This is a genomic window from Achromobacter sp. K91 (genome assembly GCF_003576205.1).
GTDB lineage: Bacteria > Pseudomonadota > Gammaproteobacteria > Burkholderiales > Burkholderiaceae_B > Achromobacter > Achromobacter aegrifaciens.
Window position 1 is genome coordinate 81,106 of sequence record NZ_QWFB01000062.1, and the last position, 24,818, is coordinate 105,923.

At 67.1% G+C, this 24,818-nt stretch carries 17 protein-coding genes and 1 pseudogene; 10 read left to right on the forward strand and 8 right to left on the reverse strand.

Annotation, left to right across the window (positions count from 1 at the left end; translation table 11 throughout):
* Positions 1–4: 4 nt before the first annotated feature.
* Positions 5–1,588, reverse strand: a complete 1,584-nt coding sequence (locus DXK93_RS28815; RefSeq protein ID WP_119451899.1) for an ABC transporter substrate-binding protein — start codon at positions 1,586–1,588, stop codon at positions 5–7.
* 57 nt (positions 1,589–1,645) lie between these two features.
* Positions 1,646–3,085 carry a M81 family metallopeptidase gene (locus DXK93_RS28820; RefSeq protein WP_119451916.1) on the reverse strand — a complete coding sequence of 480 codons (1,440 nt, stop codon included), beginning with the start codon at positions 3,083–3,085 and terminating at the stop codon, positions 1,646–1,648.
* 447 nt (positions 3,086–3,532) lie between these two features.
* Here DXK93_RS28820 and DXK93_RS28825 point away from each other — a divergent pair, with 447 nt between their 5' ends.
* Positions 3,533–4,975, forward strand: coding sequence for a M81 family metallopeptidase (locus DXK93_RS28825; RefSeq protein ID WP_119451900.1), 1,443 nt, complete (start codon positions 3,533–3,535; stop codon positions 4,973–4,975).
* A gap of 39 nt (positions 4,976–5,014) precedes the next feature.
* On the opposite strand, the gene DXK93_RS28830 is transcribed toward DXK93_RS28825, so the two are convergent.
* Positions 5,015–5,692 (reverse strand): TetR/AcrR family transcriptional regulator, encoded by a 678-nt coding sequence (locus tag DXK93_RS28830; protein ID WP_119451901.1) that lies wholly within the window; start codon positions 5,690–5,692, stop codon positions 5,015–5,017.
* Between the two features lie 142 nt (positions 5,693–5,834).
* Between DXK93_RS28830 and DXK93_RS28835 the strand changes: the two genes are divergently transcribed.
* From DXK93_RS28835 to DXK93_RS28865, 7 genes are all read left to right on the forward strand, one after another.
* A complete protein-coding gene (locus DXK93_RS28835) occupies positions 5,835–7,637 on the forward strand; it encodes an ABC transporter ATP-binding protein (protein WP_119451902.1) in 1,803 nt (600 codons plus the stop codon).
* Positions 7,631–9,385 (forward strand): ABC transporter ATP-binding protein, encoded by a 1,755-nt coding sequence (locus tag DXK93_RS28840; RefSeq protein WP_119451903.1) that lies wholly within the window; start codon positions 7,631–7,633, stop codon positions 9,383–9,385. The genes DXK93_RS28835 and DXK93_RS28840 overlap by 7 nt, the downstream gene beginning before the upstream one ends.
* Positions 9,385–10,326 (forward strand): ABC transporter permease, encoded by a 942-nt coding sequence (locus tag DXK93_RS28845; protein WP_119451904.1) that lies wholly within the window; start codon positions 9,385–9,387, stop codon positions 10,324–10,326. The genes DXK93_RS28840 and DXK93_RS28845 overlap by 1 nt, the downstream gene beginning before the upstream one ends.
* Positions 10,326–11,273: an iron chelate uptake ABC transporter family permease subunit gene (locus tag DXK93_RS28850; protein ID WP_119451905.1), complete on the forward strand. Its 948-nt coding sequence runs from the start codon at positions 10,326–10,328 to the stop codon at positions 11,271–11,273. Before DXK93_RS28845 ends, DXK93_RS28850 begins: the two co-directional genes overlap by 1 nt.
* Positions 11,270–12,046, forward strand: coding sequence for an ABC transporter ATP-binding protein (locus DXK93_RS28855; protein ID WP_119451906.1), 777 nt, complete (start codon positions 11,270–11,272; stop codon positions 12,044–12,046). The genes DXK93_RS28850 and DXK93_RS28855 overlap by 4 nt, the downstream gene beginning before the upstream one ends.
* Positions 12,043–13,047, forward strand: coding sequence for a siderophore ABC transporter substrate-binding protein (locus DXK93_RS28860; protein ID WP_119451907.1), 1,005 nt, complete (start codon positions 12,043–12,045; stop codon positions 13,045–13,047). Before DXK93_RS28855 ends, DXK93_RS28860 begins: the two co-directional genes overlap by 4 nt.
* Before the next feature lie 100 nt (positions 13,048–13,147).
* Positions 13,148–15,355: a TonB-dependent siderophore receptor gene (locus DXK93_RS28865; protein ID WP_199728349.1), complete on the forward strand. Its 2,208-nt coding sequence runs from the start codon at positions 13,148–13,150 to the stop codon at positions 15,353–15,355.
* Positions 15,356–15,392: 37 nt separating this feature from the next.
* On the opposite strand, the gene DXK93_RS28870 is transcribed toward DXK93_RS28865, so the two are convergent.
* From DXK93_RS28870 to DXK93_RS28890, 5 genes are all read right to left on the reverse strand, one after another.
* Complete coding sequence (locus DXK93_RS28870; protein ID WP_233564629.1) at positions 15,393–16,910, reverse strand: thymidine phosphorylase family protein; 1,518 nt, start codon at positions 16,908–16,910, stop codon at positions 15,393–15,395.
* On the reverse strand, positions 16,907–18,265 hold the full coding sequence (locus tag DXK93_RS28875) for an MBL fold metallo-hydrolase RNA specificity domain-containing protein (RefSeq protein WP_119451919.1): 1,359 nt from the start codon (positions 18,263–18,265) through the stop codon (positions 16,907–16,909). The genes DXK93_RS28870 and DXK93_RS28875 overlap by 4 nt, the downstream gene beginning before the upstream one ends.
* A 26-nt stretch (positions 18,266–18,291) precedes the next feature.
* Positions 18,292–20,646, reverse strand: coding sequence for a xylulose 5-phosphate 3-epimerase (locus DXK93_RS28880; protein ID WP_119451908.1), 2,355 nt, complete (start codon positions 20,644–20,646; stop codon positions 18,292–18,294).
* A 25-nt stretch (positions 20,647–20,671) separates the two neighbouring features.
* Complete coding sequence (locus DXK93_RS28885) at positions 20,672–21,553, reverse strand: ribose-phosphate pyrophosphokinase (RefSeq protein WP_054451796.1); 882 nt, start codon at positions 21,551–21,553, stop codon at positions 20,672–20,674.
* Positions 21,554–21,706: 153 nt separating this feature from the next.
* Positions 21,707–22,318 carry a class I SAM-dependent methyltransferase gene (locus DXK93_RS28890; protein WP_119451909.1) on the reverse strand — a complete coding sequence of 204 codons (612 nt, stop codon included), beginning with the start codon at positions 22,316–22,318 and terminating at the stop codon, positions 21,707–21,709.
* 68 nt (positions 22,319–22,386) lie between these two features.
* Between DXK93_RS28890 and DXK93_RS28895 the strand changes: the two genes are divergently transcribed.
* Positions 22,387–22,806 carry a RidA family protein gene (locus tag DXK93_RS28895; protein WP_119451910.1) on the forward strand — a complete coding sequence of 140 codons (420 nt, stop codon included), beginning with the start codon at positions 22,387–22,389 and terminating at the stop codon, positions 22,804–22,806.
* A 110-nt stretch (positions 22,807–22,916) separates the two neighbouring features.
* Positions 22,917–24,818, forward strand: a pseudogene (locus tag DXK93_RS28900) (autotransporter outer membrane beta-barrel domain-containing protein); the annotation flags it as partial.

Sequence of the window (24,818 nt, forward strand, 5' to 3'; positions counted from 1 at the left end):
CGGATTACTTGTCCAGCACCCACAGGTTCGGCAGGCTCCAGATCTTTTCCGCGTTCTTCAGGCTGTTGTGCGACGCGAATGCCCGCGAATACTGGCCCACCGAGATCGCGGGGAAGGCTTCATAGGCGCGCTCCTGGAACAGGTCGAGCACGCGCTTGCGCTCGTCCGAGCTGGTGGCCGCAATCCACTGGGCGCGCAGTTCGTCCAGCTTCTTGTCGCAGGGCCAGCCCGGCAGGCTGTTGCCGCACACCGCGCCCAGGTAGGTGTTGCTGATGGGCGAGTCGACGTTGAACTCCGAAGCGGCCGACAGGAAGATGTTCCAGCCGCCCTTGTCGATGGGTTCCTTGCGGGCGCGGCGCGCGGTCAGCGTGGCCCAGTCCATGGACTGGATGTCGAGGTTGACGCCGATGTCCTGCAGCGCCTGGATGGCGACCAGCGTGGCGGAGTTCAGGTAGGCCAGGTCGGTGGGCAGCAGGATCGCGACCTTCTCGCCCTTGTATCCGGCTTCGGCCAGCAGCTTCTTGGCCAGGGCGGGATCGGGCTTGGCGTAGGGCGCCGCGCCGGCAGTGGTGTCGTTGGGGCCGCCGCAGATGAAGACCGTGGCGCAGTACTTCATGCGCAGGTCGTCCGGGTAGCCCATGGCGGCGGTGAACTTGTCCTGGTCCACCAGGTGGGCCACGGCCTGGCGCGCCTTCTCGTTGTTGAACGGCGGCATGGACTGGTTCAGGATGATGTAGCCCTGGGCGCGCTCCATCACGCCGATCTTGACGTTCTTGTTGCCGCGCAAGGCGTCGATGTAGTCCGCCGGCGCCTGTTCGATCATGTCGACTTCGCCGTTGGTCAGCGCGGCCGTGGCGCTGTTGGAATCGGGCAGCACGCGCCATTCCACGCGCGGGATGTGCGGGGTCTTGTTGCCGGCCAGGCCGTCGGCCTGGGCCTTGGGGCCGACGTAGTTCGGATTCTGCTCGAACACGATCTTGCTGCCGGGCACCCATTCGGCGCGCTTGAAGAGGTAAGGGCCGGAACCTACGACCTCGGTCAGCGGTCGGTCGGCCGGCTGCGAGGCCAGGCGCTGGGGCAGGATGAACGCGGGATAGCTGGACACCTTCGCCAGGCCTTCGAGCACCAGGTCAAACGGCTGGTCCAGCGTCAGCTTGAAGGTGTTGGCGTCCACGGCTTCCCACTTGCCACCGGCGCGTGTGATGGCCTGGCCGATGTTGTCGCGCGCGGACCAGCGCTGCAGCGACGCGATCACGTCGGCGGTGGTCAGCGCCTGGCCGTCGCTGAACTTCAGGCCAGGCAGCAGCGTGAAGGTCCAGGTCTTCTTGTCGTCGCTGGCCGAATACTTTTCCACCATCTGCGGCTGCGGCTTGCTGTGCGAGTCCATCGCGAACAGCGTGTCGTACACCATGTAGCCGAAGTTGCGCGTGATGTAGGCGGTGGTGAAGGTCGGATCCAGCACCTTCAGGTCGGCGTGCGGCACGATGCGCAGGGTCTTGGCCTGCTGCGCGTGCGCCGGCGCGGCGCCAAGGGTGAAGGCCAGGCCGAGGGTGGCCGTCGAGAACAGGCAAAGCAGGCGTTTTTTCATCGCGCTAGGCTCCCATCTTGTTGGTGGAGGCGCCGGCGTCCGCGCGCCGGCAGGTTCTTAGAGCGGCCACTTGGGCAGCCGGATATTGCGGTACGTGAGCGTTTTCCAGTCGGGCGTGGCGACGCCCTTGCCGCCGACATAGATGATGTGGCGCGCGACTTTCGAGAACGATGCATGGAAGTGCTGCGCGGACTTGACCACCACGATCTTCCTGGAAGAAAGATCGCAGCCCAGCTGCGTGAACAGGTCCATGTTGATGGCCTGGTTGCGCAGTGAGGTCAGCACGATCTCGATGCCCTGGGTCTCGACCAGCGCGCAGTCCCCCATCGCTGCCGGCGCGCCGGACAGGCCCGTCATGATCATGTCGGCCTGGATGGCCTTGACCGTGCAGCGCAGGTCCAGAGGGTCGCCGGACAAGGGACCGACCTTGCCGCCGATGCGCAGGTCCAGCACCGCGCCGGGACCGGCGTCGAACGCAATGCGCGCCGACACCGGATCCCACATCGGACCCAGCGCCGCGTTCGTCACGCCGCGTTCCAGCATGCGGCTCAGGACAAACGTGGCGTCGCCGGGCGCGCCGCTGCCGGGATTGTCGGGCCGGTCGGCCAGCACCACCGGACCGTCGCCGAAGGCCAGCGCTTCGTCCAGCGCCTGGTCCACGCTGCGGTAGGGCACCATGAGCTGCTCGCGCATGCCGATGAGTTCATCGGCCAGGCGGCGCGCCAGCGCTTGCGCGGCGCTAGCGTCGCCATCGGCGTAGACCAGCACCTTGGTGCCCATTTCCGGCACGTCGCCGGTGGCGAAGCCCTGCGCCGCCGAGATCGACAGGATGCCGTCGCGGCCTTCCAGCGCCTTGATGCGGCTGACGAAGCCCTGCGCCGGTTCGCGCGTGGTGTGCATGGGCACGATCATGTCGCAGTCGACCAACGCCGCGACGGGTCGCGTGCGGCCGGCCTGCGCGTCCAGGCACAAGGCCAGCAGGTCTTCCGCGCGTTCACGGATGTCGGTGTGGGGATATTCCTTGAACAGGACCAGCACCGTGGCCTGTTCCACCATCAACGGACTCAGGTGCGCATGGGGATCCAGTTCGGCGCCCACCACCACATCGGGGCCGACGATCTCGCGCACGTGGCGCAGGATGTCGCCCTCGCAGTCGTCGTAGCCGTCGGCCACCATGGCGCCGTGCAGGCCCAGCAACACCATGTCCACCGGCATCGCCGCGCGCAGGTCGGCCAGGATCTGGTCGCGCAGCGTCTCGTAGGCGGCGCGGGTGGTCGTGCCGCCCGGCTGCGCGGACGTGACCAGGCCTTCGGCCAGCGTCCAGCCGGCCTCGCGGCCGCGCTGCCGTGCCACGTACAGCGGCGCGCCTGCAAAGGTCACCGAGTCCGGATGCGTGCCCGCCGGATAGTAGTCGCGGTCCTGGAAGGAGGCGAGGCTGGTGGGCATGGGCGCGAAGGTGTTGGTTTCCGTGCCCAGGCCGGCGCTGAAGATCTTCATGGCCGGGCCTCCGGACAGGCTGCTGCATGCGCCGCGGCGCGCGCGGCGGTCCAGGTCGACGACATAGTTTTCCCCTTGTATGGATCGGATGTCCGTCATTGCCGCCACATGAGAGAGGCACTGCGTTCCGTATCGCGGATGATCGGCGGCACACCAGCGAGGCACAAATAGCTAACGTGTTCCCATGGATAACCCAAGGTTATGGTGTGCGCTTTTTCGGGGAAAATCGCGGCGAAAAGCGCGCAGATCGGCTGCTTTTAAGGGAAAACGATAGGCCGGCCGAAAGCCTTTCCGCGCGCATATGAAAGGTTATGGACAGTTCATGATTTGGAATTTGTGGGCGGGTCTGGCGGCGCTCAGAATCTGGAGCTGTTCCTGGCCGGCGGGCAAGCCGCAAGGCCGTCGCCTTTCAACCGCTAGCGGCGCGCCGCGCCCTGGAGTCGCCCCATGCGCATATTCACCGGCGCCCTCGCCACCGAAACCAATACGTTCTCGCCTTTGCCTACCGGCCTCGCAGCGTTCAAGTCGCGCGAGTATCTTCCCGGCGGCACGCATCCCGACCATATGACGTTCTACGCCGGACCGCTATGGGTTGCGCGCCAAGGCGCAAGCGCAGGAGGCTGGACGCTGGTCGAAGGGCTGGTGGCTTCGGCCCAGCCGGGCGGCACCACCACGCGCGCGGCCTACGAAACCTTGCGAGACGAGTTGCTGGCCGACCTGCGCGCGGCGCTGCCGGTGGACATGGTGTTGCTGGGTCTGCATGGCGCCATGGTGGCCGACGGCTACGACGACTGCGAGGGCGACATCCTGCGCCGCGTGCGCGAGATCGTCGGCCCCGACGTGGTGGTGGGCGCGGAGCTGGATCCGCACGCGCATCTCACGCCGCTGATGGTGGAGCAGGCCACGGTGCTGGTCTTGTTCAAGGAATATCCCCACACCGATGTACTGGAGCGCGCCGAGGACCTGCTGGCATTGTGCCTGGACGCGCAGGCCGGGCGCACGCGACCCGTCGCGGCGTTGATCGACTGCGACATGATCGTGCCCATGCACACCACGCGCGAACCGGCGCAGGGCTTCGTCAGCCGTATCAAGGCGCTGGAAGGCCGCGACGGCATCCTGTCGATCTCGGCGGCGCAGGGCTTCGCCACCGGCGACGTGCCGGAAATGGGCACCAAGGTGCTGGTCTACGCCGATGGCGACGCTAGCGCCGCGCAAGCGCTGGCGCGCCGCCTGGCCGATGAACTCATCGGCATGCGCGAACAGCTCATGGTGCCCTACCGCAGCGTGGACCAGGCGCTGGATGAAGCGCTGGCCCATGGCGACGGGCCGATCGTATTGGCCGACCGTTCGGACAATCCCGGCAGCGGCGCAGCCGGAGACTCCACTTATCTGCTGGCCAGGATGCGCGAGCGCGGCATACGCAATGCCGCCATCGGTCCCTTGTGGGATCCGGTTGCGGCGCGCATTGCGTTCGACGCTGGCCTCGGCGCGGAGCTGGACCTGCGTATCGGCGGCAAGGTCGGTCCGTTGTCCGGCAGCCCCGTGGACGCGCGCTGCCGGGTCGTGGCGACGCATGCGGACATGTACATGACGGGTAACTCCAACACCCGCATCGCCTTGGGCGACTGCGCGCTGGTCGACGTGGACGGCATCCTGGTCGTCCTGGTCTCGCTGCGTACACAGGCCTATCACACGGACCTCTTTACCCAGCTGGGCTGCGACCTGACGGCGCAGCGCCTGATCGTGGTGAAGTCCGCGCACCACTTCCACGCCAAGTACGCGCCCTTGGCCAAGGCGGTGTTGTACGTGGCCGCGCCCGGTTCCGCCAGCCCGGACTGGAGCAGCTTGCCGTACCGCAAGGCCAGGCTGCCGAAATGGCCGATTGCGTAGCGGGATTGCCATTCCGGCAATGGGCCGCGCGGCCGGCCCTCAGCCTTTGGACGGCTTTCTTTCCTGTCCGGGGACGCGCTTCTTGGGCGCGGCGGCGTCGGACCGCGGGGGGCCGTTATCCAGCATGGCGAGCAGGCCGATGATCAGCGCCTGCATGCCTTGGTCCAGTTCCACTTCCATCTCGGATTCTTCCGCCGCGCGTTCCGCCTCCACGACCGGCTCCAGGCCGGCGACCGAATACACCGTGTCGGCCACCGCCATGCCGTGGAAGGCCACCGTCGCCAGCAGGATGCGGGACTGTTCCCTGGAAATTCCGTAGGCCTTGGCGATGTGCCGCTGTTGTTCGTCGATCTTGGCGAGCATGGAAGGCGTTGCAGCCAGCCTGCGGATCACGTAGGGCGTGACGCCTGGGTGCGCCTTGACGAACTCGCGCACGGACGCGGCAAAAGTGGTCAGGTATTCCTTCAGTTCGCCGCGGTCGTTGCTACAGGCTTGCGGTATCTGCCAGCGCTTGAAGATCTCCTCGGCGACCAGGCGCTTGAGTTCCTCCAGGCTGGGCACGTGCTTGTACAGCGCCATATGGCTGACGCCCAGTGCCGCCGCGAGCCCGACGAAGGTGATGTTCGGCAGGCCCATCGCTATGCCGGCGTCGGCAATCCGCTCCCGGGTGATGGTGGGAGGGCGTCCCCGCGCTGGTCGGCGCTCTGGCGGTGTCATGGCTGTTCCTGGTTCCTTGGCGTCATTCAGCCTTCACTTTAACCCGGCCCGATTTATTTAGTTTATTGCAATGAAACTAATTCGAGAATTTAGTTTATAGTGATGCAAATAATTATCACCAACATCTGGGTAAGTCGATTTCATGAGCAGTTCAGGAGCAGCCGCGGCCAAGCCTGGGAAACCCGGTCCGCTAGGCTTGGTGCTGGCCCCCGTACGCGGGCAATTGATGGCCGCCGCAGCGCTGGCCGCGGTGGGCACCATGCTTACCCTGGTGCCGCTGGCGGGGATCGCGCACATTGCCCGTATCGTCCTCGCTGGCGCCGAGCCTTCCGCAACCGCTCAAGCCTGGCCAGGAATCTGGTGGACTGTCGTCGCCAGCCTGGCGTGCATGTTCGCCGGCATGGCGCTGATCTCGGCCGGCGAATTGACGGCTCATCTGGCCGATAACCGCCTTACGCATCGACTGCGCCTGGCCGCCGCGCAGCGGCTGTCGCAGGTGCCGCTGGGCTGGTTCACCGGCAGGGCGTCGGGCGAGGTCAAGCAGGCGATGCAGGACGACATCGGCACGCTGCACAGCCTGGCCGCGCATTTCTACACGGCGGTGGGACGCGCCGCGGGCGCTATTGCGATTTCGGTCATCTACCTGTTCGCGCAGGACTGGCGCATGGCGTTGGCGGCGTTGCTGCCGTTCCCCGGCTTCTTCCTGTTCCTGCGCCGGGCCATGAAGGCCGGCGGGGCGAACATGCAGGAATTCGTCGAGCGGCTTGGGCGCCTCAATGGCGCAACGGTCGAGTTCGTCGGCGGCATCCCCGTGGTCAAGGCATTCGGCGATGCAGGCAAGGCGCATCGCGGCTATCGCGAGGCCGTCGACGCCTTCGCCGAGGCGTTTGCCAGTTTTACCCGTCCGCTGGTGGCGGCGATGGCGCATGCCCATGCAATGATCGCGCCGGTCACGGTGCTGGGCGTGGTGCTGGGTTTTGGCGCCTTGTTCGTCGGGCTGGACTGGATGGCGCCGGTGGATGTGCTGCCGTTCGCGCTGGTGGCGCCGGGAATATGCGCGCCGGTGCTGTTGCTGCATACGCTGCTGCACGATCTGGGCAGCGCCGCGGGCGCCGCGCAGCGCGTGCAGGCGCTGCTGGAGACGCCGGTGCTGGAACCGCTGGCGCCCGGCCAGGAACAAACCCCCGAGGGCCATGAAGTCCGGTTCGAGAGCGTGGGCTATTCCTATGGCGGGGAGCGCCGGACGCTGTCGGGCATCAGCTTCACGCTGGAACCCGGCACGGTCACCGCCATCGTCGGGCCCTCGGGCGCGGGCAAGTCCACGCTGGCGCGGCTGCTGCTGCGATTCTTCGACCCCGACGAAGGGCGCATCACGCTGGGCGGCGCCGATCTCAGGCGGATCGCGAGCGCGCAGCTCTACCGGCGCGTGGGCTTCGTATTGCAGGAAGTGCGCCTGATCCATGCCAGCGTGCGCGACAACATCGCGCTGGGCCGGCCCTCCGCGACCCTGCAAGAGATCGAGGACGCCGCCCGCACCGCCAATATCCATGAGCGCATCCTGGCGCTGCCGCGCGGCTACGATTCGGTGATCGGCGAGGACGCGCAGCTTTCCGGCGGCGAACTCCAGCGCGCCAGCATTGCGCGCGCCGTGCTGCTGGATCCTCCCGTGCTGGTGCTGGACGAGGCCACGGCGGCGGCCGACGCCGGCAACGAGGCGGCGGTCCAGGGCGCGTTGTCGCGCTTCGCCCGGGGGCGCACGGTGATGGTGATCGCGCACCGGCTGGATACGGTGATGCACGCCGACCGCATTCTGGTCGTCGAGGACGGCGCCGTCGTCGAACAAGGCCGGCATGAGCAGTTGCTGGCGCAAGGCGGCAGTTATGCCCGGCTGTGGGCGCAGGGCGGCTACGAAAGCTCCGATGACAAAGAGGTGGCCGCATGCTGAAGACCTTCATGCTGTTGCTGGGCCAGGACGCGCCTGTCCTGCGCCGCTACGGCTGGATGGCCGTGGCCTACGGAGTGCTTTGCGGGCTGACCATTACCGCGCTGGCGCCGCTGCTCACGCATCTGCTTGAAGCGGACGTGAAGGCTGCCGCCCCGTGGCTGGCCGCGCTGCTGGCCGGGGTAGCGGTCTGCTGGGGCCTGCGGCGCCATGTGGAGCGGGCCGGCGTGCGCGTGGGCGTCGCCATCCTGCAAGACGCCCGCCATCGCCTCGGCGACCATGTGGCCAGCCTGCCCGTGGGTTGGTTCACGCCGCAGAATACGGCCCGTCTCGGGCACGTCGTCACGCAAGGCATGATGTCTGTGGCCCAGCTCCCCGCGCATGTCTTCACGCCCGTCATCGCCGGCGTGGTGACGCCAGCGGTGCTCGTCGTCGCACTGTTTGCGCAGCACTGGCTGTTGGGCCTGATCGCATTGGCGGCGCTGCCGTTGCTGGCAGGCTTGCTGGCGCTCACGGCAAGACTGGCGCGGCGCGCGGATGAGGCTTTCCAGCAGCGCTTTGCCGATGCCAGCCAGCGCATGGTCGAATTCGCGCAGGCCCAGTCGGTGCTGCGCGCGTTCAACGGAGCTGGCGGAGGCACGCGACTGCTCGAACAGGCAGTGGAACAACAGCGCGCGTCCGGGGCGCGGGTGATCTGGCTGTCGGCCGGGGCGGCCGTTCTCAACGTCTGGGCCGTGCAGGCCGTCTTTGCCGTCCTGCTGGCCGCCTCAGCCTGGTGGCTCGACGGCATCCTGGGCAACCCGCTGGCAACCGGACAGATCGTGGCCGCGATCGTCGCGCTGATGCTTGCGGTCCGCTATATCGATGCGTTGCTGGAGGTGGTCGGCTATGGGGAGGTGCTGCGCGGTGCGCGCGGGCAACTCGACGCCATCGAAGCGCTGTATGCCGTCCCGCCGCTGCCGGAGTCCGATGCGCCGCAGGAACCGCGCGATGCTTCGATCGAATTGCGCAATGTGCATTTCCGCTACGCGGATCACGCGCCCGAGGTGCTGCAAGGTGTGAATCTGCGTATCGAACCGGGCAGCATGGTTGCCCTGGTTGGCGCGTCCGGCTCCGGCAAGACCACGCTGGCGCGGCTGATTGCGCGTTTCTTCGACGTGAACCAGGGCGGCGTGCTGGTCGGTGGCGTGGACGTGCGGCAGATTTCCAGCTTGAGGCTGGCCGGCCAGATCAGCCAGGTCTTCCAGGACAACTATCTGTTCACGGGATCCATCGCCGAAAACATCCGCGCCGGCAGGCCGGGCTGCAGCGATGCCGAGTTGATGGATGTCGCCAAACAGGCCGGCGTGGACGGCATCGCCGCGCGCCTGCCGCAAGGGCTGGACACACCGGTAGGCGAGGGCGGCGCGCGGCTGTCCGGCGGCGAACGCCAACGCATCGCCGTCGCCCGCGCGCTGCTCAACCCTGCGCCCATCATGCTGGTGGACGAGGCGACCGCGGCGCTGGACGCGGAGAACCAGGCCATCATCACCGGGACGCTGGCGCGGCTGCGCGGGAAGCGCACGCTGGTGGTGATCGCGCACCAGCTTTCCACCGTGGCGATGGCCGACCAGATCGTGGTGATCGAGGACGGACGTATCGCCGAGCAAGGCACGCCCGCAGCTTTGCGTGAGAGCCAGGGGCGGTACGCGCAGTTCCTGGATCAGCGCAAGGCTGCCCGCGGCTGGCGCATTGCAGGGGCGCACGCCTGATGCGTGCCAGCCTGGTCGGCCTGTTCATCGTGCTTTGCGGCGCGTCGCTGCTGGTGGGCGCGCGCCAGATCGCCTGGCCGCAGCTGTACTCGCTGTCGGGCGATGCCTGGCTCACCTTGACCGCAAGCCGGCTGCCGCGCCTGGCGGCGCTGGTGCTGACGGGCATCGGGCTGGCCGTCTGCGGCGTGATCCTGCAGCACATCGTGCGCAACAAGTTCGTCGAGCCCGCCACGTCGGGCGGACTGGATGCCGCCAAGCTGGGCATCCTGGTGTCGATGCTGTCGATGCCTGCCGCCGGGCCGGCGGCGCGGATGCTGTTCGCGCTGGGCTTCTGCTTCGCGGCCAGCCTGCTCTTCGTCGCAGTCGTCCGCCGCATCAAATTCAAGAATACAGTGCTCGTGCCCGTGATCGGCCTGATGTATGGCGGCGTGCTGAGCGCCCTGGCGGAGTTCTACGCGTATCGCAACAACATCATGCAGAGCATGCAGGGCTGGATGTTGGGCGACTTTTCCAAGATCGTGCAGGGCAACTACGAGATCATCTACCTGATCCTGCCGATCGTCGTGTTGATCTATCTGTACGCGCACCGCTTCACCGTCCTGGGCATGGGCGAAGGCATGGCGGCGAGCCTGGGCCTGAACTATCGGGCCACCGTGGCGCTGGGGCTGATCCTGGTGGCCGTCACCGTGTCCGCCACGGTCATTACCGTTGGGGCTATTCCCTTTGTGGGGCTGGTCATCCCCAATCTGGTCGCGCTGCGCTACGGCGACAACCTGGGTCGCACCTTGCCCGTCGTCGCGCTGGGAGGCGCGACGCTGCTGCTGGCCTGCGACATCCTGGGCCGCCTTCTGATCTATCCGTTCGAAGTGCCTATCGGCCTGACCGCGGGCGGCGTGGGCGGCATCCTGTTCCTTATGCTGATCTTCTGGAGGCACCGGTGATGCGCGCGGTTCCCCGGCAGGCGGCATGGGTGACGGTCATCGCATTGGCCCTGGCTTTCCTGCTGTTCCGTTCCAACCTGGACTTCGACTACATCATTCCCAAGCGGCTTGCCCGGCTTGCGGCCATGCTCATCGGCGGGATCTGCATCGCATGGTCTTCCATCGTGTTCCAGACCATCACCGGCAACCGGATCCTGACGCCGGCCATCATGGGCTACGAAGCCGTCTACCTGTTGCTGCAATCCCTGATGGTCCTGGCCATGGGGGCGCAGAGCCTGGTCCTGCTGGGCGCAAACGGCAACTTCTTCCTGTCCGTGCTGCTGATGCTGGGCTATTCGTGGATCATCCACCGCTGGCTGTTCCGCGATGGCAGGCAGAACGTGTACTTCCTGCTGCTGGTGGGGCTGGTGCTGACGATGGTGATCGGCACCTTCACGCAGTTCGTGCAATTGAAGACCAGTCCTGGCGAATTCTCCATTCTGCTCGGCTTCACCCAGGCTTCCTTCAACAAGGCGGAGCCGGGCCAGTTGCTGGTTTCCGCGATCGTCGTCGCGGGCGTGTGCCTGGCTGGAGTCAAGACGTTGCCGGCGCTGGACGTGATCTCGCTGGGACGCGATCAGGCCATCTCCCTGGGCGTGGATTATCAGCGCGTCTTGCGGCTGCATCTGGCGCTGATTGCGGTGCTGGTCGCGGTGTCGACCAGTCTGCTGGGACCCACCGCCTTCATGGGCATCTTCGTCGCCAACACCGCCTATGCCCTGACGCGCACGCGCCGGCACCGCGCCACGCTGTCGGCCGGTTGCGCTATCGCGGTCGGCATTTTCATCCTGGCGCAGCTTGCGGTCGAACATCTCTTCAACTACCGGACCAGCGTCGGCATCCTGGTCAACCTGGTTTGCGGCGCCTGGTTCCTGGCGCTGATGGCGCGCTCGCGAGGCACCGCATGATCACGATCAAGAATCTCTCGAAGAGCTATGGCCCGAAGACGGTGCTGCGCGATGTCTGCTTGCAGTTCCCCGCCGGGCGGATGACCTCGCTCATCGGCCCCAACGGCGCGGGCAAGACCACCTTGCTGATGATGGCAGGGCGGCTGCTGGAACCGAGCGAGGGCGAGATCCTGATCGAGGGCGCCAGGGCATCGGGTATCCGTATCGGCGATTACGCCAAGCGCGTGGCCACGTTGCGTCAATCGCCCGATTTCAATCTGCGCCTGACGGTGGAGGATCTCGTCGCCTTCGGGCGGTTCCCATATAGCCGCGGCGCGTTGACGCAGGAAGACCGCCGCGTGATCGACGAGGCGATTGCGTTCCTCTCGCTGGAACCGCTACGCACGGCCTATCTCGACGAACTCAGCGGCGGGCAGCGCCAGATGGCGTTCCTGGCCATGACGGTCGCCCAGCAGACGGACTGCATGCTGCTGGATGAACCGCTCAACAACCTCGACATCAAGCATGCGGTCCAGATCATGCGCGCGTTGCGCCGCCTGTGCGACGAGCACGGCCGCACCGTGATCCTGGTGGTGCACGACATCAACTTTGCGGCCAGCTATTCCGACCACATCGTTGCAATGAAGGCCGGGGCGGTGCATTGCGCCGGCAGTGTGCCCGAAGTCGTGACCGAGGACCGGTTGCGGGAACTTTATGGGCTGGACTTCGAGATCACGCAAGGCGCACGCGGACGCCTGTGCAACTACTTCAATCCATCAGGAGAACTGAAATGATCCTCAAGCACGGGCGCAGGGCATGGGCGCTTGCCCTGCTGGCCGCCACGACGGCCGTGATGCAGGGCTGCGGGCAGGAGGCGGCGGAATCGTCCAAGGCGGCGCAGCCGGCCGCCACCAGCCCCGCGGCGCAACGGGCATACCAACCCGTCGCTGTGCAGCACAAGCTGGGAACCACGGTGATCGGCAAGCTGCCGCAGCGCGTGGTCGCGCTGGACATGAACGAGGTGGATTTCCTGGATCAGCTGGGCGTTCCGGTCGCCGGCATGCCGAAGGACTTCGTGCCTCACTTTCTGGAGAAGTACAAGAACGCCGCGGATGTGCAGGACACGGGCGCGATCGTCCAGCCCAATCTGGAACGGGTGCACGCGGCCAAGCCTGACCTGATCCTGATCACCTCGCTGCAGGCGAACCACTACAAGGAGCTGAGCGAGATCGCGCCGACGATCCACTTCGACGTGGACTACCGCGACAGCGAAGCCAATCACATCGAGATCATCAAGGATCACCTCATCACGCTGGGACGGATCTTCGAGAAGGAAAGCCTGGCACGCGACAAGGCCGCCGCGCTGGACGCCAAGGTTCAGGAGGCGAAGCGCCTCATCCAGGACCGCCCCGAAAGAGCGCTCATCGTGCTGCACAACAACGGCGCCTTCAGTTCCTTCGGCGTCCAGTCGCGCTACGGCTTCATCTTCAGGGCCCTGGGCGTGAAGCCTGCGAGTCCCGACGCGGAGGCCGGCCTGCATGGCCAGCCGATATCCAGCGAATTCATCCAGCAGGCCAACCCCGACATCATCTACGTGGTGGATCGCACTGCCGTGATGGAGCGCCGGCCAACGCTGAACGCCGAGAGCTTGAGCAATCCGCTCTTGCGCCAGACCGCCGCCTGGCAGAACGGCCGCGTGGTCTTCGCCGATGCGCAAGCCTGGTACGTCATGGCTGCCAGCGCACAGTCGCTGGCGCTCATGATCGACGACGTTCTCAAGGCCTATCAGAACTGATGCAGTCCGGGGATCGGGGGAAATTGCCGGTCCATATGTAAATGATTCCCAGTCGCCTTATTTCGCAGGCGGCCCCAAGCTCAACCGAACGGAGCACTTCATGAGCAAACGTCGCCATAACGGCCGCGCCGCACGCCTGCCATCGCGGGTGCGGCACGCGCATTCTGGCTTTTCCCTCAACTATCTCGCCGCGGCGCTGCTCGGACTGAGCGTCGGCGCGGCATCGCCGGCGTGGGCCCAGCAGGCGGCCGAGGCAGGAGTGAAAACACTGCCGGCAGTGACTGTCACGGGCCAGGCCGAAGCGCCCGCCGCGCCCTATGCCGGCGGACAGGTGACCTACGGCGGCCGCGTGGGCTTTCTAGGCGACAAGGATTCGATGGAGACGCCATTTTCCGTCATCAGCTACACGGAAAAGTACATCGAGGACTTGCAGGCGCAGGACATCACCGACGTAATCGCCCGGACCGATCCTTCGGTGTTCAGCAACGGCGTGACCGGCGCCTGGAGCGAAAACTACTCGATCCGCGGCTTCAGCTCCAGCACTACCGATATTTCGTTTGGCGGACTGTTCGGCATGGCGCCGTACTACCGGACCACGCCGGAAATGTTCGAGCGCATCGAAGTCCTGAAAGGTCCGTCCGCCTTGCTCAACGGCATGCCGCCAGGCGGTTCCGTCGGCGGTACCGTCAACCTGGTGCCCAAGCGCGCGGGCGCCGATCCCCTGACGCGCCTGACGGCGACCTACATGTCGGACTCGCAGTTCGGCGGGCACATAGACCTGGGACGGCGCTTCGGCGAGAACCAGCAGTTCGGCCTGCGCTTCAATGGTGTGTATAGGGACGGCGACGGCCCGGTCGACAACCAGAAGAAAAAGGCGCAGCTGGCCGCGCTGGGCCTGGATTGGCGCGGGGAACGCGCGCGCGTTTCCATCGACATGTATGACAGCGATGAGCGTGTGGACGGCGTGACCCGAGGGATCAATCTGGCGCCTGGCATAGGCGTGCCCAAGCCGCCCAAGCCTGAAACCCTGTTGAATCCGGACTGGGCCTATGTGAAGAACCAGGACAAGGCAGCCATGATCCGCGGCGAATTCGATGTCAGCGATAACCTGATGGCTTACGCCGCCATCGGCACCAGCCGGTCCGAGTACACCTACAACGGCGCCATGGTGGCGCAGGTGTTCAATGAGGCGGGGGACTATCGCACCTCGATGGGCCAATTGAACATGAACGTGAAAAAGACGTCCGGAGAAGCCGGTTTGCGCGGCAAATTGCAGACCGGCGGCATCAAGCACCAGTGGGTGTTGAATGCCACGTACTACTCGGACAACCAGCGGGACTACGGCCGCAGAACGGTGCCGGGGGCGGACTGGGTCACCAACATCTACCACCCTGTGTGGGGGCCGGCCCCCGATACCAGTTGGCCGCCGATCCTGCACAGCAAGACGCGTCTGGTGAGCTACGGCCTGGCGGATACCTTGTCCTTCGCAGAGGACCGGGTGCAGCTGACGCTGGGCGCGCGGCGGCAGGAAGTGCGCACCGACAGCTACAGCGTCACGACCGGGGCGCGGACCAGCCGCTATGACGCCAGCGCCACGACGCCCGCCGCCGCGCTGCTGATCAGGGCGACCGACAACGTTTCGGTATACGCCAATTACATCGAAGGCTTGAGCAAGGGCCAGACCGCGCCGGTCACCGCCGCCAACGCGGGACAGGTGTTCCCGCCCTACAAGACCAAGCAGACGGAAGTCGGCGTCAAGGTCGATCTGGGGGATTTCACCCATACCGTGAGCCTGTTCGAGATAAAGCGGCCCAGCAGCTATACGGACCCCGTCACCAACGTCTTCTCGTTCGGCGGCGAACAGCGCAACCAGGGCGTGGAGTGGGGCTTTTTCGGCGAACCGATGCGTGGTGTGCGCCTGATGGGCGGTGTGGCGTACATCGACCCCAAGGTCACGAAGACCGCCATCGCCGCCAACGAGGGCAAGCAGGCGACCGGTGTTCCCAAGCTCCAGGGCAAGCTGGGCGTGGAATGGGATGTGCCGGCGGTGCAGGGACTGACGTTGACGGCCAATGCAACCGCCGTGTCCAAACAGTACATCAGCGCCGACAATTCGCTATCGGTGGCGGGACGCACCACCTACGACGTAGGCGCGCGCTACGCCACCAAGGTGGCTGAGCGCCCGATCGTGCTGCGAGCCGCCATCAACAATCTGACGAACAAGGCCTATTGGGGCATGCCGCAGTTGTCGAGCCTGGCGCTGGGCGCGCCGCGCACCTTCATGCTGTCCGCCTCGATGGAATTCTAGGCGGGCGGCCGAACGGCGGCCGGCGCTGCCGCCCGCTTCAGGCTTCGATGGTCACGATATCCCCGGCGTGCCGCGCATACTCCAGCGCATAGGCCATTTCGCTGCGGGTCTGCGCATGGAGATAGAGCCAGGGCTGCCCGCGCGCGACTTCATCGCCCAACCGCGCGTGCAGCGACACGCCGGCTGCAGGCCGTTCCGGCGCGCCGGCCAGCTTGGCCAGGCGCGACAGCTTGCGGTTGTCGATATGGGTCACGCGGCCGGCTTGCAACGCGACCAGAGGTTCGACGTGCGCGGCCTGCGGCGGTTCGCGCAGGCCGCCCTGGGCGGCGCAGATGCGGGCGAACTTCTCCCAGGCCTGGCCGCTGTCCAGGGTCCGTAGCGCCAGCGCAATGCCTTGCCCGGGCGGCGCCGCGCCGCCGATTTCGAGCACGGCGCCCGCAACCAGAGCGGCGCGTTCGCGCAGGTCCTGCGGCTGATCGGCGTCGTTGCGCAGCACGGCCAGCACGTCGCGGGCTTCCAGCGCGGGGCCGATGCCGCGGCCGACGGGCTGGCTGCCGTCGGTATACAGGCAGCGCAGGGTCAGGCCGAAATGCGCGGCGGTTTCTATCAGGTGGCCGGCAAGGCGTTCCGCAGCCTCGCGGCTGCGGACCTTGGCGGTGGGCCCGACGGGGATGTCGATCACCACATGCGTCGCCCCGGCGGCGATCTTCTTGGATAGCACCGAGGCGATCAGCTGGCCCTCGGTGTCGATGTCCAGTTCGCGTTCCACCCGCACGAAGATGTCGTCGGCCGGGCTCAGGTGCATGGCGCCGCCCCAGGCGATGCAGCCGCCCTCGGCCTGGACCACCCGTTGCAGCTGCTCGATGCCCAGGTCCACCGGCGCCAGCATTTCCATGGTGTCGGCCGTGCCCGCCGGCGAAGTGATCGCGCGCGACGAGGTCTTGGGCATGACCAAGCCGTTGGCCGCGGCGATGGCGACCACCAGCGGGGTGGTGCGGTTGCCGGGCAGGCCTCCCACGCAATGCTTGTCCACCACGATCGGCGCCTGCCAGCTCAGGCGGTCGCCGACTTCGACCATGGCTTTGGTCAGGAAGATGGTCTCGTCGACGCTCAGCGGCAGCGTGGCCGTGGCGGTGAGAAAGGCCGACAGGTGCACGTCGGTGTAGCGGCCGCGCACCACGTCGCGGACAATGGCGGCAAGATCCTCTTCGCCCAGGCGGCGGCCATAGATGCGCTGGCGCACGCCGGCCAGGGACTCCAGCACCGGCGGGTGGCGGACCTGCACGCTGTCGCCGTCGCGTATGTCCAGCGCGTCCCAGGCTTCCTCGGACAGCGCCACCTCGTCGAGCGCGAGCAGGTCGCTGTCGATCTGGTAGAGCTGGGCCTGTACTTCGTGGCCGTTCGAGATGATCAGCACTTGCGAACGCGACGCCAGGCCTTCGGAACGGCAGACGTGGCAGTCCGCGCGCATCAGCGCTATCGGCTGATGCTGCGCGTGCAGGCGCATGCGCGTGGCGCGCAGCGCGGGCGGCTTCAGTTCCGGCACGCTGCTCACAGCTCGTACCTCTGGTCTTGCAGCGGGACGGTGACATGCCAGCTGAGTTCGCGCTCGATGCGTTCGCGCAGCGCTTCGGAGGCCTCGGGTTCGCCATGGACGATGAAGACCCGGCGCGGCGCTTCCTGGAAGCCGGACAGCCAGCGCATCAGTTCGTCGCTGTCGGCATGCGCCGACAGCATGGGCAGTTCGGCGATCTCGGCATTGATGGGCGTCCACTGGCCGTAGATCTTGGTTTCAGTCGCGCCATTGAGCAGCTTGCGGCCGCGCGTGCCGGCGGCCTGGAAGCCGGAGAAAAGTAGGGTATTGCGATGGTCGCTGCCGAAGGCGGCGATATGGTGCAGCACCCGGCCGCCGGTGGCCATGCCGCTGGCCGAGATGATGACCTTGGGATAGCGGTTGGCCGACAGCGCCTTGGATTTTTCGACGTCGCGCACATAGGTCACGGCCGAGCAGGCGGCCTCGTATTCGCGTGGGGAGAGCTTGTGCTCGCCGGCATGGCGGTCCAGCAGTTCGGTGGCGCTGGTAGCCATGGGGCTGTCCAGGTAGACCGGGATGTTCTGCAGCCGGCCGGCCTGGCGCAGCTTCCACAGCGCATGGATCAGGGTCTGCGCCCGCCCGACGGCGAAGGCTGGAATGACGACCGTGCCGCCGCGCTGCACCGTGCGTTCGATCACGGCGCCCAGGGCTTCGACGGGATCGGCCGGGTCGTGACGCCGATTGCCGTAGGTGGACTCGATGACGATGTAGTCGGCCCGTGGCACGGGCTCGGGATCGTGCATCACCGGATCGTTGTAGCGGCCCAGGTCGCCCGAGAACACCACGCGCATGCCGCCGATATCGATCTGCGCGGTCGTTGCGCCCAGGATGTGGCCGGCGCGGCGCAAGGTCAGCTTCGCGCCGCCGGGCAAGGCGGTTTCCTGGTGCAGCGCTACATCGGAAAAATGCGTCAGCGCGCGTTCGGCGTCGACCACGCGATAGAGCGGCAGCGCGGGTTTGTGTTTGGAAAAGCCCTTGCGGTTGGCGAAGTCCGCGTCCTTTTCCTGCAGATTGGCGCTGTCCAGCAGGATCAGCTCGGCGACGTCGCGGGTTGCGGGCGTGGCGTGGATCTTGCCTTTGAAGCCTTCGGCCACCAGCCGCGGCAGATAGCCGCAATGATCCAGATGCGCGTGCGTAAGCACCACCGCATCGATGTCGGCGGGCGACAGCGGCAGTCGCTGCCAATTGAGTTCGCGCAGGTTCTTCAGGCCCTGGAACAGGCCGCAGTCGATCAGCAGGTGCGTGTCGGCGTGGCTCAGGAGGTGCTTGGAGCCGGTAACGGTGCCGGCTCCACCCAGGCAGGTCAGTGTGAGCATGGTTTCCTTGTGCAGCATCAGAATGATCAGGCGAGGTCGGCGGGATTGCCCTTGCCGTCCAGGGCTTGCAGGCGCGGCGCGTCCAGCACGTCTACGCGGCGCCAGCCCGCGACGGCAGCGGCCGCATCTACTGCATGCGCCCAGGTGCAGCGGTTGGCGTACAGCATGCCGGCCACGTCCAGCGTGCCGCCGCGGCTGATGTAGCCCAGCGCCCGGGTGCGGGCCGGGCCGCCGTCCAGCCGGCGCAGCACGCCCAGCATGGGTTCGGGGCGCGTATGGCACAGCAGCACGCGCGGCAGGCCGGGCGGGAAAAGCGCGTGGACGGCTTCGTCGGACAGGACAAAAGCGGATTCGAGCTCGTCGCGCGGTGTGCGCAGTCGGCCAGGTTCCAGCACCACGGATACGCAGCACTCGCGTCCCTGCCGCGCCAGATGGGCGCGGGCTTTCAACGCCTCTTCGAGCTGGTACGCGCCGATGGCGACGAACTGCAGCACGCTGGTCTTCGGGTCGCCGGCGACGTGCGCGGCGCCCTGTTCGATCAGCGTCTGCGCGGCCTGGGCGTCGAAGCGCTGCGTGCCCTCGCGCTTGGACACGACCATGCAGGCCACCTGCGCGCGCTGCGCGTAGACCGCGCGCAGCGCCGCCGCGGCGCTGTTGCCGTCCACCGGGAAGAGCACGCGGGAGGTATCGGACATTTCACCCAGCAGGGCTTCGCCTATGGTGGGATCCTGGTGCGATTGCTCGTTCTTGGCGTTCTCCCACGTATGGGAGGTGACCACCAGCGGCACTGACAGCCAGCCCGGGGATTGTCCCAGTTCCTTCTGGCGGCGCGCGAAGATGATTTCCTGGCGCAGCAGGCCCAGCATCTTCACCGCGAAGGCCTCGTAGCTGACGATGAGGTTCAGGCCGCCCTTGTTCGCCAGCGCGGCGGCTGCCACCGCTTCCTCGTTCAGGGCGGTGATGACGGCGCCGTGCTGGTCTTCGGCCACGCCGGCCTCCGGATGGTCGACGCGGTGCTTCAGCAAGGCCAGCGTGCCGCCCATCTTGTTGCTGGCCAGTTCATCCGGATTGCCGATGCGCACGCGCAGGCGCGGATTGGCCCGCACCAGTTCGACGAACCAGCGGTCCAGCGCCGCCATGGCGCTGCCTTGGGCGCCTGCGGTTTCCCAGGCGGGTTCGGGCAGGGCAGGCGCATCGGGATGCCGGTGCGCCATGGGGTGTCCGCTTTCCAGCGGGCGTTGCTGCGCTCCGTGATTGGCCAGCGCCGCCAGCGCCGCGTCCAGTTCCGGCCCCGGGACGAACAACCGGGCCGCGCTGGCGTTGAAAGCTTCGCGGGCCGCGCTGTCAGTATGAGGGTTGCCGCCCAGCGGCAGGTTGTGCGCGGCGTTGGTGCCGGCGCCGGGAAAGCCGAATCCCTTTTTGGTTTCGGCGATGACGTAGGGTAGCCGGGCGGGGTACTGGAAGCCTGGCGCCGCGAGGCTTGCGGCCAGCGCGTCTTCCGCCGCCAGGATGGCCCAGGCGATGGCCGCCGGATCACGGCCGTCGACGATGAGCGGATCGAAGCCGTTGTGGCGCAGGTCCTCGGCCAGCCAATGCGCGCCGCCTTCCTGCACGATCTGCGTGCGCTGCTCGATGCGGCGGCCATTGAGGATCATGACCGGCACGGCCTGGCCGCAATCCTCGGCGCGCCACCAGCGCGTGGCCCAGTCGGAGCCGCGCTGTTCTTCGAACGCGCCGTCGCTCAGAAAGGCCACCAGGCTTTCGCCCGGCAGCGGCATGTGCACGTATTGCAGGCCGGCGAAGCCCAGGTAGCCGCCTTCCGACACGGCGCCCGCCGTGTTGGGGCCGGCGTGGCTGCCCAGCGGCACGGCTGCCAAACCCCGGGCGTCGATGGCGTAGGAATAGAAGTCCGTGATCAGGCGTCCCAGCCCGGCTTCGCTGCGGTCATAGCGGCCGCGCTGCGCAGGCGACACGTCGCCGGTCAGGGCGTTGACGGCTTCGATGGCGGCCACGCAATGGCCCTGGCCCATCAGCCAGCCGCGGGTCTTGCCGCTCAACGCGTTGGCCAGCAGGTAGGCGACGAAGGCGGGCGCCATGTTCAGCGAACCGCCCGTATGGCCTTCGGGGTTGGGCTTGAAGTCTTCGGCGGCCAGCGGCGCGCCGTTCAGGTCGATGCGGCGTGCGTAGGTCATGTGCGCCACCACGTTCATGGCGGCGCAGCTGAGGCGGTCGGCCGCGGCCAGCATGGCGTAGGCATCGTCCGCGCTGGCGATGCGGCCGCTCGCCGCCAGGCGTTGCACCAGCGCATCGATGCGCTCGACGGTTTCAGCGCGGTGCTGGATGGGGCCGTGGCCAGATAGCCAATGCTCGCGTAGCGTCATCGCGGGTTCCTTTCAAATCGGGTGATCAATCGCGCAGGTCGCGCAGAAGTGCATTGGCCAGCAAGGGCGCGAGTTCGATGCGGTTGCTGGGATGGGGCACCGCGTCGGTGGAAACGACGCGTTCAAAACAGGCGGATACCTGGGACCAGGCGTCCTCGGCGAAGAGCGCATGCACCACCACGCATTGCGGCGGCCGCATGCCCGCCAGCTTGCCGGCGGCCGTCACCAGGGTGCGGCCGGACGAGGCGATGTCGTCCACCAGCACCGGCGTGCAGTCGCGCCAGGCGGAGAGGTCGGGCGCTTCGATGTCGACCTGGCGGTCGCCGTGACGGGTCTTGCGCAGCACCACGTGTGGCGCGCCAATGCGCGCGGCGATGGAGCCGGCCCATTGCTCGCTTTCCTCGTCGGGGCCGACGATCAGCGGCGCTTGCACATTGCCGGCGATCCAGCTGGCCAGCCGCGGCGCGGCATGCAGCGTGGTGGTCGGGATGGTGTACAGCGCCGCCAGCGACGGATGCCGGTGCAGATGCGGATCGACCGTCAGCAGGCGGTCGAAGGTCGACGACACCAGGCGCGCGAACGACAGCGAACTCACGCTTTCTCCGTCCTGGAAGCGTTTGTCCTGGCGCATATAGGCCAGATAGGGCGCGATCAGGTTGACCTCTGTGGCGCCCAGGTCGCGCGCGGTGTCGGCCGCGAAGATCAGGCCGAGAAAGCTGGGATCCGGCCGGGCCAGCGTGCAGACGATGTCGACGGCGCGTCCGCGCGGGTCGCCATGCAGCCGTACGTAGCTTTCGCCGTCAGGAAAACGGCGGGTCTCGACGGCGCCGAGTTCACCTTGGCACAGGGCGGCAAGGCGCTTGGCGAATCCTTCGTTGCCGGGGAGCGGGAGGATAAGTCTTTGCATGAATGCCGGGTCCGCCTGATCGAGGTAAGGGAAACCGAAGAGGCCGGGTGGGCCCCGCGCAGCCCCAATGGGGCCGCGGCATTCTGATTATGGCGCAGGGGCGGCGTTTGCCGGCGTTGTCGGCCGGTCAAACCTTGATGTAACTCAAAGGTTTTATGTATGCCGCCGCGCCAGCCAGATGTTGGCGCCGCCGCAGGTCGTATCGCCTTCCACGTGGCGCACCACTTCGAAGCCGGCTTGGCGCAGCAGTTCGCGGTACTCCGCGCTGTCCAGGCTGCCGTGATAGAGCGGTTGGCCTTCGAACCGGCCGATGGCTTCCCCTAGATGCGTCCCGCTGGTGTACATCAGCGCCGCGCCCGGCGCGGCAAGGCGTGCGAAGGTCTGGAACATGGGCCGCTGGTCTTCAGGCCGCAGGTGAAAGAAGCTGTGCCAGGCGATCAGCCCCTGGAAGGGCCGCAAGGGCGGCAGGCTGCGCATGTCCGCTTCAATCCAGCTGTGTCCCGGGAACGAGGCTCTTGCCCTCGCCAGCATCGCGTCCGAGGCATCCACGCCGGTCAGCCTGCAGCCGCGTTCGATCAGATGGCGGGCGATGGGGACGCCGTTGCCGCAGCCTATGTCCAGCACCTGGGGAGCGGGGCCGGGCAGCAGATCCAGGAACGCGTCCAGCCAGGCGCGTTCGGCCAGCTGCGTGCCGCGCAGTTTCTCGAAGGCGTCGGCATGTTCGCGATACAGCGTGATCACGTTGTCGGCGGGGGAGGTGGACATCGCGGCGTTCCCTAGTAGAGTTGCAAATCCCGATAAGCGAGCAACGCCCGCGTTGCACAAGGACTTCCATGAGCAAGATCGAGCGCCTGCGCCTTCCCGATGACGATCCCGCCTTTGGCGGCAACCGGATCTTCGACCTGTTCCAGTACTCGCCTGCGGTCACGGCCAATGGGCTGGTTTTCATCGCCGGGCAGATCGGATTGCGCGCAGACGGTTCCGTGCCCGAATCGGCCGCGGAGCAAGCCGACGTGGCGTTCCAGCGCATCGCCGCGGTGCTCGGCCATCTGGGCCTGGATTTTACCGACGTGGTCGAAATGGTCTCGTATCACGTCGACGTCGGCGCCGACCTTGCCGGGTTCCGCGCGGTGAAGGAAAAGTACATACGGTCCGACTTCCCGGCCTGGACCATATTGGGCGTTGCGGCGCTGGCGCGGCCCGGGCTGGCGGTGGAGATCAAGGTGGTCGCGGCGGTGCGGGATTCGAAATAGGGCGGGGAGCGGCGACTCGTCAGCCGGGATGGTTGATTCGTCATCTTGGACTTGTACGGCGCGCGGTGAACGGCGAATTTCTCAATTTGCCCAATTCCGCCGCTGCAGCCATGATCTCCCCGCAAGATATTCCAAAGCCCGGCCGCAACGGCCTGCGGCTTTCCAGGCTGGCATTGCTTTTGCATGCGGGAATCTCCGTCCTCTACGTCTTCGGGCGGCCGGCGTTCTCCCAGACCGCGCCGCTGTCCTATCAACTGCGCGGCGCCGACGGCGCCTGTTGTTCCAGCGGCAATCATCCCAACAATGGCCATGACGGCCAATGGGGCCAGCGCGACTTCGTGCAGACGGACCGCAACCAGCGCATCAGCGCCAATGGGGCCGGCCAGACCGGCATCCTGATCGACGTCAGCGGCGGCCATGGCGGCAACGGCAGGGATGCCAACCAGAATCACTGGGGGGGCAATGGCGGCGGCGGGCGGATCATCGACTACATCTTGTCGGCCAGCACGGTCAACGCTGCTGGCCGCGGAATAGACTTGTATTCCGCGGGCGGCAATGGCGGCCTGTGGGGCAATGCGGACGGACCCAATGGCGGTTACGGCATCGGCGGCGACGGGCATCAGGCGCGCATCACGCTCGACAACGCTACGGTAATGGGCACGGGGTTCGGCGTCGCGGTCCAATCCTGGGGCGGCGCGGGGACTGACAGCGCCATCGCCGACGGCTTCAGCGGCGCTTACACGTCCGGCCACGGCGGCAGCGCCGGACTCGCGTCCGTGATACTGCAAGGGACGAGTTCGGTGACGGCGCGCGGACCGGGGCCGGGTGATGTCAGTGCCGCGGTGGGTCTGATCTCGTCGGGCGGGCCCGCGGGCGCGGCCGAGCACACGGGCGATTTCGGCGGGCATAGCGATGCGGGCCGGGGCGGCGATGCCTCGACGGTCATGTTCACGTCCTCGGCCGGAACGTCAGTCAGCGGCCACGGCGACGGCGTGTACGGCGTGATCGCCCGTTCCATCGGCGGCAATGCGTCGACGTCCAATGGCGTTGACACCAAGGCCGCGGCGGGCGGCAATGCCGGCCAGGTCAGCGTGACCAACGGCGGCGCCATCAGGACCGACGGCAACCGGGGGATCGGCGTCTATGCGCTGACCCAGGGGGGCAATGGCGGCAACGGCGGCAACGGTTCGTGGTCCGGCGGACACGACGGCGGCGCGGGCGGATCGCCTGGCGCCATCTCGATCGTCAATACGGGGAAGATCACGGCTGGCAGCAACGGCAGCGTCGGCGCGAAAGGCATCGTGGCCAGCGTGCTGGGCGGAGAAGGCGGCCCCGGGGGCGCCAGCGGCGCTTTTGGACGGGGTGGGGACGGCGGCGCGGGCGCGGTTGCGGGCCAGGCGATCTCCATCACCAATGCGGGCGTCATCAGCACCTACGGCAACGATGCGGCCGCCGTCATTGCCAACAGTGCGGGCGGCGGCGGCGGGCTGGCTTCGTCCAGCAACGGCATCATCGCCGTGGGCGGCGGGCATGGTGGCACGGGTGGCGCGGGAGGCGGCATCGCCATGGCCAACAGCGGCGGCATCGACACCTCGGGCGACAACAGCGCGGCGGTGCTGCTGCAGAGCATAGGCGGAGGCGGCGGCGTGGGCGGCGACGCCAACAGCACCGGCGTGATCGCGTCGGTCGCCATTGGCGGCACGGGCGGCGCGGCGGGCAACGGCGGCCTGATCCAGTTTTCCTCGCAAGGCAGGATTCTGACCCGCGCGGGCAATGCTTCGGGCGTGATCCTCCAGAGCATAGGCGGCGGAGGCGGCAGCGGCGGTTCGGCCAATGCGGTCGGCGTGGGCGTGGGGCTGAACGTGACGGTGGCGACGGGCGGCAAGGGCGGCAGCGGCGGCTCCGGCAGCACCGTGTCATTCACGCAAGCCCGCCAGGGCACGATCACGACCATGGGCGCGCACAGCAATGGCGTGCTGGCGCAAAGCATAGGCTGTCTCTTATACACATCT